This is a genomic window from Bacteroidota bacterium, from assembly GCA_016721765.1.
Classification (GTDB): Bacteria; Bacteroidota; Bacteroidia; order UBA4408; family UBA4408; genus UBA4408.
The window spans coordinates 840888-856183 of sequence record JADKHO010000004.1; the positions used below are offsets into that span (position 1 = coordinate 840888).

14 protein-coding genes are annotated in these 15296 nt (G+C 37.8%); 4 read left to right on the forward strand and 10 right to left on the reverse strand.

All coding sequences use genetic code 11. The features are described from left to right. Nucleotides 1-6: 6 nt before the first annotated feature. Together IPP32_17570 and pdxH are read right to left on the reverse strand one after the other, a co-directional pair. On the reverse strand, nucleotides 7-2526 hold the full coding sequence (locus IPP32_17570) for a carboxypeptidase-like regulatory domain-containing protein (protein ID MBL0049895.1): 2520 nt from the start codon (nucleotides 2524-2526) through the stop codon (nucleotides 7-9). 67 nt (nucleotides 2527-2593) lie between these two features. Next, complete coding sequence (pdxH, locus tag IPP32_17575) at nucleotides 2594-3235, reverse strand: pyridoxamine 5'-phosphate oxidase (protein ID MBL0049896.1); 642 nt, start codon at nucleotides 3233-3235, stop codon at nucleotides 2594-2596. Nucleotides 3236-3467: 232 nt separating this feature from the next. Between pdxH and IPP32_17580 the strand changes: the two genes are divergently transcribed. Further along, nucleotides 3468-4031, forward strand: a complete 564-nt coding sequence (locus IPP32_17580; protein ID MBL0049897.1) for a YqgE/AlgH family protein — start codon at nucleotides 3468-3470, stop codon at nucleotides 4029-4031. Here IPP32_17580 and IPP32_17585 read toward each other — a convergent pair. The 8 genes from IPP32_17585 to secDF all read right to left on the reverse strand — a co-directional run bounded on the left by IPP32_17585 (nucleotide 4020) and on the right by secDF (nucleotide 13564). After that, nucleotides 4020-4871, reverse strand: coding sequence for an aminotransferase class IV (locus IPP32_17585; GenBank protein MBL0049898.1), 852 nt, complete (start codon nucleotides 4869-4871; stop codon nucleotides 4020-4022). The two genes, IPP32_17580 and IPP32_17585, sit on opposite strands and share 12 nt — an antisense overlap. Nucleotides 4872-4876: 5 nt before the next feature. Next, nucleotides 4877-5500 carry a rhomboid family intramembrane serine protease gene (locus tag IPP32_17590; protein ID MBL0049899.1) on the reverse strand — a complete coding sequence of 208 codons (624 nt, stop codon included), beginning with the start codon at nucleotides 5498-5500 and terminating at the stop codon, nucleotides 4877-4879. A gap of 121 nt (nucleotides 5501-5621) precedes the next feature. Beyond that, the gene (locus IPP32_17595; GenBank protein ID MBL0049900.1) at nucleotides 5622-6251 is read right to left on the reverse strand and encodes a DUF1572 family protein; all 630 of its coding nucleotides are present in this window, start codon (nucleotides 6249-6251) and stop codon (nucleotides 5622-5624) included. 233 nt (nucleotides 6252-6484) lie between these two features. Then, nucleotides 6485-8587, reverse strand: coding sequence for a S9 family peptidase (locus IPP32_17600; protein MBL0049901.1), 2103 nt, complete (start codon nucleotides 8585-8587; stop codon nucleotides 6485-6487). A gap of 68 nt (nucleotides 8588-8655) precedes the next feature. After that, nucleotides 8656-9126, reverse strand: coding sequence for a hypothetical protein (locus IPP32_17605; GenBank protein ID MBL0049902.1), 471 nt, complete (start codon nucleotides 9124-9126; stop codon nucleotides 8656-8658). A gap of 169 nt (nucleotides 9127-9295) precedes the next feature. Continuing rightward, the gene (locus IPP32_17610) at nucleotides 9296-9790 is read right to left on the reverse strand and encodes a GNAT family N-acetyltransferase (protein MBL0049903.1); all 495 of its coding nucleotides are present in this window, start codon (nucleotides 9788-9790) and stop codon (nucleotides 9296-9298) included. Between the two features lie 12 nt (nucleotides 9791-9802). Further along, nucleotides 9803-10369 carry an aminodeoxychorismate/anthranilate synthase component II gene (locus IPP32_17615; GenBank protein ID MBL0049904.1) on the reverse strand — a complete coding sequence of 189 codons (567 nt, stop codon included), beginning with the start codon at nucleotides 10367-10369 and terminating at the stop codon, nucleotides 9803-9805. Nucleotides 10370-10501: 132 nt separating this feature from the next. After that, nucleotides 10502-13564, reverse strand: a complete 3063-nt coding sequence (gene secDF, locus IPP32_17620; GenBank protein MBL0049905.1) for a protein translocase subunit SecDF — start codon at nucleotides 13562-13564, stop codon at nucleotides 10502-10504. Nucleotides 13565-13736: 172 nt separating this feature from the next. On the opposite strand from secDF, the gene IPP32_17625 reads away from it, so the two are divergent. The 3 genes from IPP32_17625 to IPP32_17635 are packed head-to-tail and all read left to right on the forward strand — an operon-like array spanning nucleotide 13737 to nucleotide 15288. Further along, nucleotides 13737-14444, forward strand: coding sequence for an RluA family pseudouridine synthase (locus IPP32_17625; GenBank protein MBL0049906.1), 708 nt, complete (start codon nucleotides 13737-13739; stop codon nucleotides 14442-14444). Between the two features lie 2 nt (nucleotides 14445-14446). After that, nucleotides 14447-15097 (forward strand): response regulator transcription factor, encoded by a 651-nt coding sequence (locus IPP32_17630; protein MBL0049907.1) that lies wholly within the window; start codon nucleotides 14447-14449, stop codon nucleotides 15095-15097. Between the two features lie 38 nt (nucleotides 15098-15135). Continuing rightward, nucleotides 15136-15288, forward strand: coding sequence for a hypothetical protein (locus tag IPP32_17635; GenBank protein MBL0049908.1), 153 nt, complete (start codon nucleotides 15136-15138; stop codon nucleotides 15286-15288). The last annotated feature ends 8 nt before the right edge of the window (nucleotides 15289-15296 follow it).

Here is a 15296-nt window from a genome sequence, read left to right on the forward strand (position 1 = left end):
TAGTGCTTATAAAATAACCTGCACGGTGGCACGGATTCCAAATTTAGCAATATTTGGATGGTCGAGGTACGATAATCGCCAAACGGCATCCACACGGAAAAATTTTAAAATATTTTCGATGCCTACACCTGCTTCCATATAAGGCTTGTTGTGCTCAAACAAACTAGCTGTATAACCTGCTTTATTGAGAGAATATAAGTTGTTGGGAAATAAAATAGCCTCTCTGTTTTCAGCGCTCACTTTCCCCACAACCGCCCGGCAAGAAGCAACTTCACGTAGTTTTAATTTACGTAAAAGTGGTATCCGGTTCAGGAAAAAGCCATCAAAATGATGCACCAGTTTGGCACTTGCATACTCATCGCTCACAAACTCAAAATAATTCATGAGGTTAAAGGAATAAAAATCATAAGCAAAGGTCTCGTTTCCGGGATGCAACTCCAGCAAAGGATAGGGTATTTTTCCAAATATTTTACCATACTCCAACACATAATTGGTATACCCAATCGGATTAATTCGGATACGGTCATCGATATTCACAACAATTTTTTTGTAATCATAATTGCTCTCCAATACCCCTTTAAAACCTTCTGTAAACTGAACTTGAAAAATGGGTGATTTGGTTCCTAAACTAACGCGGTCAAACTCTCCATCCAAGAAACGCTCGCCATACGCAAATCGAATATTAATGCCAATTTCAGAAGATTTTATATTCCCTATATTAAAGGTATCCACGATATTTTCCGTGTACCTGTATTTGGTATTACCCAACGGTGTCATGATACGATGGGTGAGGATTAATTTTGTATTAAAACCACTAAACCATTCCTTATCGTAAAAGCCGCGGTATTGCTCCACTCTTGTTAAATTAGAAAGCGGATTTCTTCTAAAAATAGTAACAAATAAATTATCCTGCCGAAAGGCATTGGCATTTTGCCCCAAAATTTCGTAATCGTTTTTATAATTAAAAGAAAGCATTTGACGGGTTGGCTTCTTTTGCAACATCCAGCGAAAGCCGGCACCAACCTTATATTTCTCGTCCTTAAATCCATAGGCAGTATAACCATTTAGCTCAAACCACTTGCTAAATGAGTTGCTTGTTCGCCCTCCTACACGCACCCTGCTGCCTTCAATTGTATTGGTACTGTATATTGAAAAAAGGGGACCCAACTCAATCATTTTATACACATAGTATCCCCCGTAAAGGGTTTTCACCAAATCTGAATAACGCTTAAATGCAGGAAGCGTGCGAATGGTATCCACCAAATGATAAATTGATTCTTCGTTTTTCGAAAGGGTATCATGTCGCGCTTCTTCCCAAAATTTATTGTCCTTATCGTTCGCTCCTTCTTCCACAATTAAGTTATCGGTTTTGGAATAAAATTTCTCCTCTTTGGGTTGATTAATAATAATGTTCTTGTATGAAGTTGTTTTACGCCCATAAACGCCCATCATCTTTTTATCCAGTAGTGCAAAATCAATCACCAGCTTATCCTTACTCAACATCCAATTATTGCCCACCAAATTGTAGTCTTGAATTACGTTTAATGCAACTATATAATTGATGTTGGCATCATCCGGAATACTCATTTCGAGACGCTTTACAGCGAAGGTGGTATCTGCAATCCACATGTTTCCGATAAAAGCCAATTCCTGTTTTCTTTTGGGTTTAAACTGCAAATGATAACACCAATGATTCTCGAGAAACAAGGAATCAATTAGGTAATAACGGTAAAAAATCAAACCATTGTCAGACAGCGGGCTTGTAAAATTTTTATCAATAACCAATATGGCATTGTCATAGATATTCACCTGCTGATACATGTTTCCCAGCACTTGCGAAACACTTTCGTTTTTAATTCCTGCCACTTTACTGGCCTTTATAATCTCCTTTTTAAATTTTGGATTCTTTTTAAAATAATAGTCGCTTAGTGTTTCGGTAATAAACATTGGCAAACTGGGCTTTTCCTCCTTATTGGTACTGTCAATATTATCAAACACAAAATTAAAGGGCTTTAAAAGCCTTCGCTTTTTCATTTTTTGAGAAATATTATTGATGTCGATTTCAATTTTATTATACGTTTCGTACTGATAGGCATCCAGCTTTTTAATGTCATTTTCATCCTTGTGCTTTATCACCTTACGGAAGAGAATATTGGCGGGATTTTCACCGGGTTTTATGACTACTTCTTTTAAAGCAACAGCATTCACACTCAATTCCACCTTTATTTCTTGAGCCAAACCACGCTTTACCGCTTTAGATTTAGGAATGTAACCGATATAAGAAAACAGTATACTGTCCACCTTTTCAGAGGTGGTTAGTAAAAAATTTCCATCAAAATCAGAGGTTGTCCCAATGCGGGTGCCTTTAAATACAATATTCACAAACGGCAAGGGTTCCTTTGTTTCGCTATCGAACACCCTTCCGCTCACACGAGTTACTTGTGAGAAGCCTAATTGGGGTAATACACAAAAGAAAAATAAAATCTTAAAATACTGGTGCAACAAGGATTTATAACTTACGCTCACGCTTGAATTCGGGTCTTAGATAATTGCCAAATGTAATAAATGCTCTTTATATTTTAGCCACAAATTATCAAGGATTTAAGCGCGAAATCAACCAGCTTCCATTTTTTAAAGAATAGCTGATACGGTCGTGTAATCGACTTGGACGGCCTTGCCAAAATTCGAAATATTCGGGCACCACTCTGTAGCCTCCCCAGTGTGGTGGACAAGGAATGGGAACGCCTTCATATTTTTGTGTGTAATATCGAACCTGATCTTCTAAGGTTGCTCTGCTTTCAATTTCCAAACTTTGCAAAGATGCCCATGCGCCAATTTGGCTTTCACGTGGACGCGAATTAAAATAAGCTTCGGATTCTTCTACATTAATTTTTTCAATGCAACCTTCAATGCGCACTTGGCGTTCGATTTGCTGCCAAAAAAAGTTGAGGGCTACATTCGGGTTTTGAGAAGCGTCACCACCTTTTTTACTCTTGTAATTAGTAAAGAAAACAAATCCGGCTGCATCAAAGTTTCGCAACAAAACGACACGTATAGAAGGCTTTCCCGCTGCCGAAACAGTTGCCAGAGTCATGGCATGCGGTTCGGGCAGCTCTGCACTCATGGCATCTTCGAACCATTTTTTAAATTGATGTGTGGGATTTAAATCATGTTCCCCTTCGAGTAACGTGGAAAGGGCATATTCCTGACGAAGATGCCGTATTTTGTCATTCATAAGCGTGCGTTTTAATAAGCATACAAAGATGGAAATCTATTTTTAATTCCGCACTGACATTTATCACCATCGGCTAAACCAATTAACGATAAAATTGTACCAATCGCCTAAAGTAAAAAACCATTTTTTTGTATGTGAGTATAAACTTTAAAATTGAAAAAATGTTTAGCATTAAAATTGCAAGGCAACAACTAAAAGTCACTTTTTTTCGTTTGTACTAAAAACAGTAATCATGATCGTAAATAAGCTAAAAGCAACCCGTGGCAAATTACTCATATCGGAACCTACCTTAGCCGATTCCTATTTTAAACGTTCAGTGGTGTTACTTGCCGAGCACAATTCAAATGGATCAGTGGGCTTTATCTTAAATAAGCGTGTGGATATGCGCCTCAACGAAGCTATTGATGATTTTAAAGGTTTTGATTTTCCACTTTATTTTGGCGGCCCTGTGAAACGCGACAATCTTTTTTACCTACACACATTTGGTGAGTTAATTGAAGGAAGTTTGCCGGTATCTGAAGGTTTATCTTGGGGTGGCAATTTTGAATCATTAAAAACCCTAATTCTTGAAGGGAAAGCAACAGAGCATCAAATAAAATTCTTTTTAGGTTACTCCGGATGGGAGCCAAATCAGTTGGCGCGTGAATTGGAAGAACATTCCTGGTTTGTTGCCAATTCCACAAAATCGATGATTATGCAAGCCAGCGATAAAGAAATGTGGCGGCAGGTAATGAAAGCGATGGGTGAAGAGTTTGCCCTCTTAAGTAATTTTCCGGACAACCCTTCAATGAACTAATTCGTTGATTATGGCGTTAATTTTTCTGGAAGTGGTATTGAAGTAGCGCTTGTTTTTATAAGAGCCAACCCACTGAATCCCATTGATAGAATTGGTTAAAAAAACTTCATCTGCGCGCAGCAAATCGTTTGGCAGAATTGCCGGTTCATAAATATTGATACGGTGTTTGGGAGCTGTTTCAAGAATTATTTTTCGCATCACTCCATCCAAACAACCTTCACTTAGCGTAGGTGTATATAGCGCTCCATTAATTACTAAAAACAAATTGGAGCTGATCGCTTCACACACATGGCTTTTGTCATTAAGTAATATGCAATCGTCAAATTTATTCTCGGTTTTATAAATTCCTGCCATCACATAAGTCAGGCAGTTGTTTGTTTTAAAATTGGAGAGCGGATGAATTTGCTTTTTGATTTCGGAATAAAGTTCAACCTGTAACCCTTTAGTATTTAATTCAAATTGATTGTGTTCAATTGCAACTGCTTCGATACTAAATTTTGCTTTGTTTGCAAGCGGTGTATAAAGGCCTCCATCCTCTCGGAAAACAGTAATTCGGATTTTTCCACCTTGTAAAATCTTATTTTTTTCCATTAAATTTTTCAAGTGTTGCGCTATGATTTCCTCTTTCAAAAAATCAGCTGCATTTAACTTTAAAAATTCGCATGCCCTTTTTAAACGTGCCACATGCAAAGGCAAAAATGGTACTTTACCATCCACTATTCGTATCGACTCAAACACCCCATCGCCATAGCGAAATGCTCTATTGGCAAGAGTAAATAGAGGTTTATCACTTTCTATCAACTCCCCATTCAGGTTACTATAATTTAATTGTATACTCATAAAACTTAGCGTGAAAACCAGTTTATCATCTGGTAATAAAAATTAATGGCAATGTTTTTATTCAATAAAATGGTAAACATAATGCCAAACAAAGCTCCAAAAAAATGTGCATCATGCCCAATTGAATCGGTGCCTTTTTTCGCCATATAATAACTATACACCAAGTAGGCTACTCCAAATACTACTGCCGGAAAGTGAAAAGGAATTAAAAGTAATCCCATAGGTGCCAATGGATCAAACAAAATACTCGAAAACACAACAGCAGAAATGGCTCCCGAAGCGCCCACCGCATTGTAATAACTGTGATTTTTATGCTTTTCGTAAGCGGGTATTACACTTGCAAATAAAGCGCCTACATAAAGTAATATAAAATAAAGCGTGCTCCGTTCTTGAAAATACTGGCTGAAAAAAAACTCCACCCAGTTTCCAAAGCTATACAGCACATACATGTTTACAAAAAGATGCAAACCATCGGCATGCACTAATCCATAGCTTAAAAAACGATAGCCTTGTTTACGGTTATGGATTTCATAAGCATTAAAGCGCATCTGATGCATCCAATCGGGCTTATTAAATGCGATAAGCGACACCACACACGTAATAAGTAAAATAATTATTGATATGCTCATGTTTATATACAGCAAAATTCGCTGCAAAGAACATAAAGAAAAGTCAAGGATTGAAATTTCCTTGCATTTTATTCTTAAGAATTAATAATTGTTTTGGTGGGTTCAAATCAAAAGTTTGCAATTAAGGCTTAAATTCTTTTGATTTACCTCTAGCTATCGAAAGGGTTTTCCAAGCATCTCCTCGTAGTTGCTTTGCTAAATAAACTATTTGACCTGTGTGCGCAGCATAGTGCGCAATCTGACGTAAAATCGCTTTCATTACCGAGTGGGCTTCACCGCGTATGTATACTAATTTCAATAGCTCCTCCCCTTTTAACGCAACCAAGGAATTAAAAAATACTGTCCAGCCCTTTTCCCAAATCTCCATCAGTTCCTCACGTGTATGCAGGTGAAGTTCAAATTCCGTATCCCGTTCGCGATTTTCCTTTTCACCATCCGTGGTTAAAAAATCAGTCCAGCGTGATATCATATTACCACTTAAATGCTGCGCAATGATGGCAATGCTGTTGGATTCGCTGTTAGCCTGATAAAAAAGTTCCTCGTCGCTTACTTGTGCCATTGCCTTTTCTGCCTGCTGTTTTAGCTCTTTAAATTGTTTGACAGCCAAGTGCAAAAAATGCGATTCTGTAAGAAATAAGTCAATACTTTCGGTTGCATCCGGAAAAGTAAACTCACCGTTAGGTTGGGGCTTAAACGAAAATGCACCCACAATTGCATTGCAATTTAACTTTCCGTAAATATGAGGATACATTACCTCTCCCCCGCTAAGGTTCTCGTACTTTACAGGGGCTGCAATTGCTGTTTCATTTAGTTGCAAGAGTACCAAGTCAGTTTTTCCTTTAAACCTGCGGTTTGCGGTATTTGCAACTTCTTCGCGTGTGGAACAATGTATGAAACCCTCGGAAAACAGTGATTCTACCACATAAAATCCTGCTTGAGATGCATTTTCAAGATTCTCCTTGGTGGCGATGTGATAAATTGCTTTCATTCCTTTTGCAATTCGTTCATGATAAATCCGTACGTATCGACTAGCTCTTGAATCCGCGAAGAATTAGTGGAGGCACCATAATGTCCAGACCTTTTCGCAATCTTAATAATTATAGGATTTTTTTGTTCACTTCTGTTTTGCATCTTGGCGGCAAACTTATAGGAATGAAAGGGTGGCACGCGATCATCATTTTCGGAGGTTATCAACAGCATTGATGGATAATTTTGAGATTCCAAAACATTGTGATATGGAGAATACTTTAATAGATGCACAAAATTAAGACTATCAGTTACTGTTCCATATTCCTTAATATTTAAAATCCCGGTAGTAAATTTTTCCTTTCGAATCATATCCAATGGAGCTACACTGGCAACGACTGTTTTGAATAATCCAGGCTGTTGAATAGCAGCCGCAGCAACCACTAATCCACCATGCGATGCTCCTTTAATGGCAAGTTTCTTAGGTGAAGTATATTTATTGCTTATTAAGTACTCGGCAGCAGCAATAAAATCATCAATAGCATTTTGCTTTTTGTTTTCCTTTCCCTCCATTGCCCAACTTATTCCTTTGTCGCCACCGCCCCTAATATTAGCAAAAGCAAAAACGCCACCACTTTTTACCAAATTAACAATTCCCGGATCAAAACTAGCTTGTTCAACTAAACCAAATCCTCCATAAGCACTTAAAATCGTTGGATTAGTCCCATTCAATTTTAGTCCCTTTTCATATACAATCGTCATGTTAACCGGTGTACTGTCTTTTGAATAATAGGTTAGCTCTTTGTATTCTATATCCCTACTGTAGAAGTTAACTACTGTGGCTTGAAGCAATTCATCTTTAAAATCATTTATTCTCAATTTATGAGCTACCGGAGGAATTGTATAAGAGGTGTAACAATAATAAAGTGCATCGTCATCCCAGTCGCCACTGATATTTAGTACACTGGTTGCTATTGGTAGCTCCAGACTTTTTAAAGCGTTACCAGCGTAATCATAAAGCGTAAAAACAGGATGCTGATCAGATTGAAAAAGGGTAACAATCCTATCTTTGTAGAGTTGCGCATGCATGAGTAAAGCCCTAGAAAATCCATGAATAAGTTCCTTCCATTTATATGGATCATTTGGATCGACTTCCACTATGCTTCCTGTATTTGATTTATAGTTGGAAAGTGCAATAAATTTATCCCCTATATTGTCAATCACATCAATATTTTGATCCTTAATCAAATTCATAAATAAAGGGCGCATATATAGTTTTTCGGCCCATGTATCTACATAAAAAATATTTCTAGTATCGCTCTTTTCATTGATTTCCGAAAGAATAAAAAATCGCTCATCGCTGGTAGTTTTATACGAAAAACGATTTCTATCACTTACTTTTCTTTGAAACACAAGACTATCTTGTCGTTGTGGTGTGCCAATCCTATGATAAAAAACTCTTTGTCCCCGTGCCAGTGCAAATTGCTCATCGCGCGAATACGTCGAATAGTAAAAACCATCCTTTAGCCAGGAAATTGAAGAAAATCTTAAATCTACCAAGCTATCTTTAAGTTCCTTTCCATCCTCTAATGAAACTACCCTTGCCTCTCTCCAATCGCTGCCATTTCTTCCAAAAAGATAAACTAACCATTTCGAATCTTTCGAAACGTGATAATCATAAAGGTCTATAACGTCTGTATTAGAAAGCAAATCGGGGTTAACAAGCATCTTAGGAACTCCATTAAACGTTCTGCAATAGTACAAGGCACGCGTTTTTGTTCCTCTTCCATAATAGCTAAAAAAATACTTTCCAAATTTATTGGGTATCTCAAATTCGGTGAAAGAATACTTTTTTAAGGATGCCAATGAACCAGTTTTATTTGCCGCACTTGCTAAATATTTATCTGCGGCTTTATTCTCATTTTCAATCCAATTAATTGATTCTGCACTCGAAGTATTTTCAAGCCATTGGTAAGAATCCTTTACAATATACTCCTTGTAAAAGGTATCTTGAACTAGCTTCTCGACCGCAATAACTGGTTGGTAGTGTTGTGCTAAACCACGAAATGAAAACACAATTAATAAAATGGGAATGTAAATTCTCTTGGATGTTTTATGCATACAGTTGAATTGTTTGTTCTTTGGAAGAGTCGATTTTCAAATGTAAGATTTCCAATTGTATACGCAAACTATTTTGGCACCGGCCGATAAAAAATCATCTTACCGGCAACTTTATCCTTAACTATTAAATCATCAATCTGAACTTTTCTTTTTCCATTCACATTTTGTTCAGCAATTTTATATACTCCGGGCGAAATCACTTCATACACGATGGCAGTATGCTTTGGGAATGTCCACGTTTCGCCATTACTGCTTTTCATTTTTACGTTTGTAAACTGAATTAAATCACCGGGATAAATGCTGTCTTTTTGAGGATCTACTACTTTACCAAATTGGTTGGGAAAAGTCCAAGCTGCATTGGCTCTGGTTAACGCCTGATTGGCTAAATCCCAGCATTCACCTCTATCCACTTTTTTACCGATGGTTGTTTTTACATAGTCAATAATTGTTGCATTTAGGGCCGGAAGAGTTGGATTTACCTGCGCCGATGCGATTGAAGTCAGCAAAACGAATTGGAGTAACAAAATAATTTTTTTCATAAACGGATTTTGACTGAAATAATGTAATGTAATAGAACGCTGATTTTTTAAGATAATTATGATATTTTATGTTGATTATGATTTTTTATGAATTGGGAATGGAAGGCTGATTGGGCGGATGATGCGGATTTTCACTGATGTTTGTGTACAAAACCCAAGGTGAGTCCAATTATTTACTGCTCTTTTTTATCATTCTAAAATCATTCATGTAATATCCATCCCCAAAGTGATTGTCGACCACATCTGCAATTTTAAAACCCATCTTAAAATAGAAATTAACCGATTTAAAATTTTGGCGGTTTACAAAAAGTTGAATTTGAGAATAGTGCAAACTATCAAACACTAATCTAAAAATTGCTTCGCCCAAGCCTTGTTGTTGATTTTCTTGCAGAATGTAAAATTTATTCAAAAAACATTGGTCTGAATCTTCTAAACTAATCGCCATATAACCGCAATCTACTCCATCTGCGGAAGCGATAAAATAAGTATAATTAGGGTTATTAATTTCTTTGCTTAATTGGGCAGTGGAATACATTTTTGCCAACATGTATTCAATTTGTTCCATGCTAATGATGTGTATATAATGCCTTTTCCAAATGCTTTCGGAAAGTGTTCGAATCAATGGAATATCGGCCAAATTTGCCTTTCTGATGGTTACCTTCATTATATGCGGATATCAACTATCTATCCAATTTTTTAGCAGCTTTTCACCGTATTCGGTGAGTATGGATTCGGGATGAAACTGCACGCCACTTAAATTATAGGTTGTGTGCCGCATGGCCATGATGTTGCCGTCATTATCCACTGCTGTTATCTTAAATGCTTCAGGTAAAGTTAATTTATCCACCACCCATGAATGGTACCTTCCTCCTGCAAAAGTTGTGGGTATATCACAAAACAAAGCATCCGGGGAAATAATGTGTGTAGGCAGCGCAACCCCATGAAAAACAATTGAAAGATTTACCAGCGATCCTCCCATAGCTACCGCCAAAGCTTGGTGGCCGAGGCAAACCCCTAGGATGCTTTTTGATTTATAATACCTTTGAATAAATGGCAACAGAATGCCTGCTTCCTCCGGTAATCCGGGACCCGGTGAGAGTACAATTTTATCATAGGCTTCAAATTCAGCCAGCTCCATTTCATTATTTCGGCGCACCTCCACTTCGTAACCACTCACCTTTTCAATTAAATGAACCAGGTTGTAGGTAAATGAATCAAAGTTATCTAACAATAAAATTTTCATAGCTGGGGCACAAAGCGGGAATGAAAATAGTAATTTTTTAAAAGCACCTTGTTGCTCATTCGCTAAAAATTGGATTCAAAAAAAAGAGGCAACCCGAAATTCGAATTGCCTCTTCCTGATATGCTAAATTAATTATTCGTGCTTTTGTTTGTCAAAATCTATTACTACCGGTGTTGCGATACAAATAGAAGAATAGGTTCCGATTACGATACCAATCAACAAAGCGAAAGAGAATCCTCGAATAACTTCACCACCAAAAATAAAGATGGCCAACAATACAAAGAAAATAGTTAAAGATGTATTGATGGTACGGCTTAAGGTACTGTTCAACGCATAGTTAATGATTGTAGTTTGCTCTTTACCTTGCAATTCCTTTTTGTTATTGGTGCTCAAGTATTCACGAATTCTGTCAAATACCACAACGGTATCGGTCATCGAATAAGCCATTACCGTTAAAATAGCAGCAATAAAGTTAGCATCAATCTCTAAAGAGAAAGGCAATACTCCATTAAAGATGGCATAGCAGGAAAGAACGATAAGCACATCGTGAAACAAGGCCACTACCGCTCCCAAACCATACTGCCATTTGCGGAATCGGATGAAGATGAAAATAAACATCAAAATACAAGAGAAAACAACTGCCCAAACAGATGATACTTTAATATCGTCGGAGATATTTTCACCTACTTTTTGAGAACTCATGATTTCGTACTTACCACCCAATGTAGTTAAGCCTTCATTCATCTTCGCTTCCACTTTTGCATCCACATCAGCAGAATTATCGTCGATCAAGTAAGGTGTAGTAATTTTTACCTGATTGTCTTTACCAAATGTTTTTACTTCGGGAGCAGCAGTAAGCGGTGCAGCTAATGCTTCACGCACTTTTTCAGGTTCCATGTCTTTGTCGAAACGCACTACATAAGTTCTTCCTCCTTTAAAATCCACCCCAAAATTTAACCCGTGCATGGTATATCCTACAATTCCTAGCGCAATGATTGCCCCAGAAAACATATAGTACAACTTACGTTTTGCAACGAAATTAATGTTAATGTTTTTAAACATGTGCTCAGTGCGTTTTGTACTGAAAGTAATCACACGGTTTTTATCAAGCATATTTTCAAAAATCAAACGAGAAATAAAAATCGCGCTGAACAAGGAAGTTAAAATACCAATGATTAAAGTAGTTGCAAAACCTTGAATTGGACCTGTTCCAAAAACATACAAAATGATACCCAACAATAAAGTAGTGATGTTGGAATCGATTACCGATGACATGGCATTGTGGAAACCTTCTTTAATGGCCTGTTTCACCGAATTACCGGCATGCAACTCTTCACGAACCCGTTCAAAAATCAAAATGTTAGCATCTACCGACATACCGATGGTAAGCACGATACCGGCAATACCCGGTAAGGTTAGCACTGCACCCAGCGAAGCAAGAATTCCCATGATAAAGAATACGTTTGCAAAGAGTGCCACATCGGCCACCCAACCCGCACGGCTGTAATAGAATCCCATAAATAAAAGCACTAATATCAAGGCAATTACGAAGGATAACAAACCATTTACAATCGCTTCTTTACCTAAAGATGGACCCACCACAGCTTCTTGCACAATGCGCGCAGGAGCAGGAAGTTTACCGGCCTTAAGAATGTTAGCCAAATCTTTCGCCTCAGTAATATCAAAGTTTCCGGTAATAGATGAACGTCCACCGCTAATTTCAGATTGTACGGTTGGGAAGGAATACACTGAGTTATCCAAAACAATGGCAACACTTTTACCAATGTTTTCTTTCGTTAAGCGTTTCCAAGTTTGAGCGCCTTCGGAGTTCATCGACATAGAAACCTCGGCTTTAGAGCTATTCTGAGCAAAATCTCCACTCGCATCTGTAATCACATTTCCTTCTAAAGGAGCACGATTTTCGCGGTTTGATTTAATTGCAACCAATTGCAAACGTCTTTCTTCTTTATCAAAAGCTTTAACCGTCCATAAGGGTCTCAAGTTCTGTGGCAACAAGCCTTTTACAGCTTGCATTTGCAGCATTTGATTCACTTTAGCAGTATCTGCAATTAAAGCAGTTCCGATAACCGGCCCCGGAGCAGCATAAAACTGACCTTTATCGCCGCGTTGAACGGCAGGAGTTAACACTTCAAACAATGGGTTTTCTTGCTTAGCTTTAGTAGTATCATTTTTCGAAGCCAATTTATTGGTATCCTTTTTAGCTGAACCTAAAGAAGCTCCTTCACTTTCGGATTTGTTAGCCGAAGAATCGGTTTTAGCAACATCCGCCACCGGATTCAGTTTTGCATCTGCGGAAGCGCTAGCAGTATCAGCCTTTGCAGTATCTTTTGCCAATTCAGGGTGAAGTATAGCAGCTAATTTTTCGTTTGCTTTAATTAACAAGGGAGAAATTTCACTATTGTCGTAGGTTTCCCAGAATTCCAAGTTGGCTGTTCCTTGTAATAATTTACGAACGCGTTCTTTTTCTTTTACACCTGGTAATTCAATAAGTATACGTCCTGAAATACCTAATTTTTGGATGTTAGGTTGAGTCACCCCAAATTTATCGATACGTGTACGAAGGATTTTTTCAGAGCGATCGATTGCATCGGTAGCTTCCTTGCGGATAACAGCAATAACTTCTTCGTTGGTAGATTCGTACTTAATTTTGTCTTTTAATTCTATTGTATTAAAAATAGCAGCTAATTTTCCGTTTGGAGAAACCTCTTTATAGCTTTCGGCAAAAAGGGTTACATAGTCTTTTTGGCTATTTTTCATTTTTTGATTCGCCACTTGCAAGGCTTTGTTGAAGGCTGAATCAGTGCTATTTTTGCTCATTGCACGAATCAAATCCACCACCGATACCTCAAGGGTTACGTTCATACCGCCACGTAAATCCAGACCAAGGTTGATTTCCTTTTCTTTACACTCACGGTAGGTGTAGTTTTTTAACAGGATGTTATACAAGGGCAAACCAGCAATTGAATCGAGATAATGTTTGCTGATGGATTCTTTAACTGAATCGGGGTTTGCTTTTGCTGCTTCACTTAAATTTTGCATGGAAGCAAATTTTGTAGCTGCATATTCGGTCGCTCTCTTCTCAGCATTGTGCGTGATGAGCGTAAACGACAATTGAAAAATACAAACAACCGCTAAGGCAATAGCGAAAAACTTAATGGCACCTTTATTTTGCATAATAATCTATTGATTGATTTAATTTTTTTTTAAGCCTGCAAATATAGAATAAATATGAATATGAAAAGCAGTGCATTTGTATACCTTATTTTGCTTGGATTTAAGGCAGATTATAGAAGATTAAAGCTACTTTTGCAACAAAATATGTAAAAAATTGCCCGAGAATTAGTGAATGATACAATTTAACGACATCCTCTACGAAGACAACCACATCATTGCCGTAAATAAAAAGCCCTCACAAATTGTGCAAGGCGATAAAACCGGCGATGCTCCCATGAGCGATTATGTGAAGGCCTATATTAAAGAAAAATATGCCAAACCCGGTGAGGTTTTTTTAGGTACTGTGCATCGCATCGATCGGCCGGTAAGCGGCGTAGTGTTATTTGCCCGCACCAGCAAAGCATTGACACGGCTCAATGAGATGTTTAAAACCAAAGAAATTAAAAAAACCTATTGGGCAGCAGTTAAAGAAAAACCGGAAACGGAATCGGGCACCTTAATTAACTACCTCAAAAAAAACGAAGCTAAAAATCGCAGTTTTACCCATCCCGAAGGCACTCCGGGTGCATTGCGCTGTGAACTGGACTTTAAAATAATTGCACATGCAACTCATTACTATTTGCTAGAGATTAACCCACATACCGGTAGGCATCATCAAATTCGTGTGCAACTATCAGCTATGGGAAGTTCAATTAAAGGCGATGTTAAATATGGATTTAAACGCGGAAATGAAGACGCATCAATACATTTACACGCCCGCTCGGTAGATTTTATTCATCCTGTATCAAAAGAAAAGATACATATTACCGCGCCTCCACCCGATGAAGTACTTTGGAATGAATTTTTACGTATTTTACAGGCTCAAACCATTGATCATTAAGTATGTCAGTAATCAAAACCCCTATAAAAATTTTGCTTGTCGACGACCATCAAATGATGCTCGATGGCTTGGGCTCCTTGCTTAAAAGCGAAAAGCGATTCGACTTAACCGGCTTTTGTACCAGTGCGAAAGATGCTTTAGAACTAATTGCGGCTAATCTTCCTGATATTGTAATTACGGATATTAACATGCCCGGTATGAATGGAGTAGAGCTTACTCGAAACATCAAAAAATATTTTCCTCAAATTAAAGTGTTAGCCCTTAGCATGTTCGGCGAGCGAAGCACCATTAGCGAAATGCTGGAAGCAGGCATTTCAGGCTACATCTTAAAAAACACCGGAAAGGAAGAATTAATAAGGGCCTTGGTAAAAATTTATGAAGGGGGGCTATTTTTTGGGGATGAGATAACCAGTGAGATGATGAAATCAATAACTGAAAAAACGGAGGTAAAAGAAGCAGAAGTGCATTTAACCGATCGTGAAATAGAAATTGTTAAGCTGATCGCTGCCGAAAAAAGCAATCTCGAAATAGCAGAAGCACTTTTTATTAGTGAACGAACCGTTGAAACCCATCGAAAAAATATTTTCCGAAAAACCAATACCAAAGGGGTTATCGGCTTATTGAAAATGGCCTTGGAAATGAAATGGATTTAATCTTTTAAGAATTTCATCTCCCTCTTAAAATATAAATATTGGCCCCCTATCCGTGCTGGTGGGTATATAAAATTACCACTAAATACGTATTGACCGGAAACGCAGGCTTTTGGAGTTTTGAAGAAAAAATTCAAGACATGAAAGCAATCGTAAAATTAACCATCGGCGGCATCCCGGGAACTTCTCTTTAATACTCCCA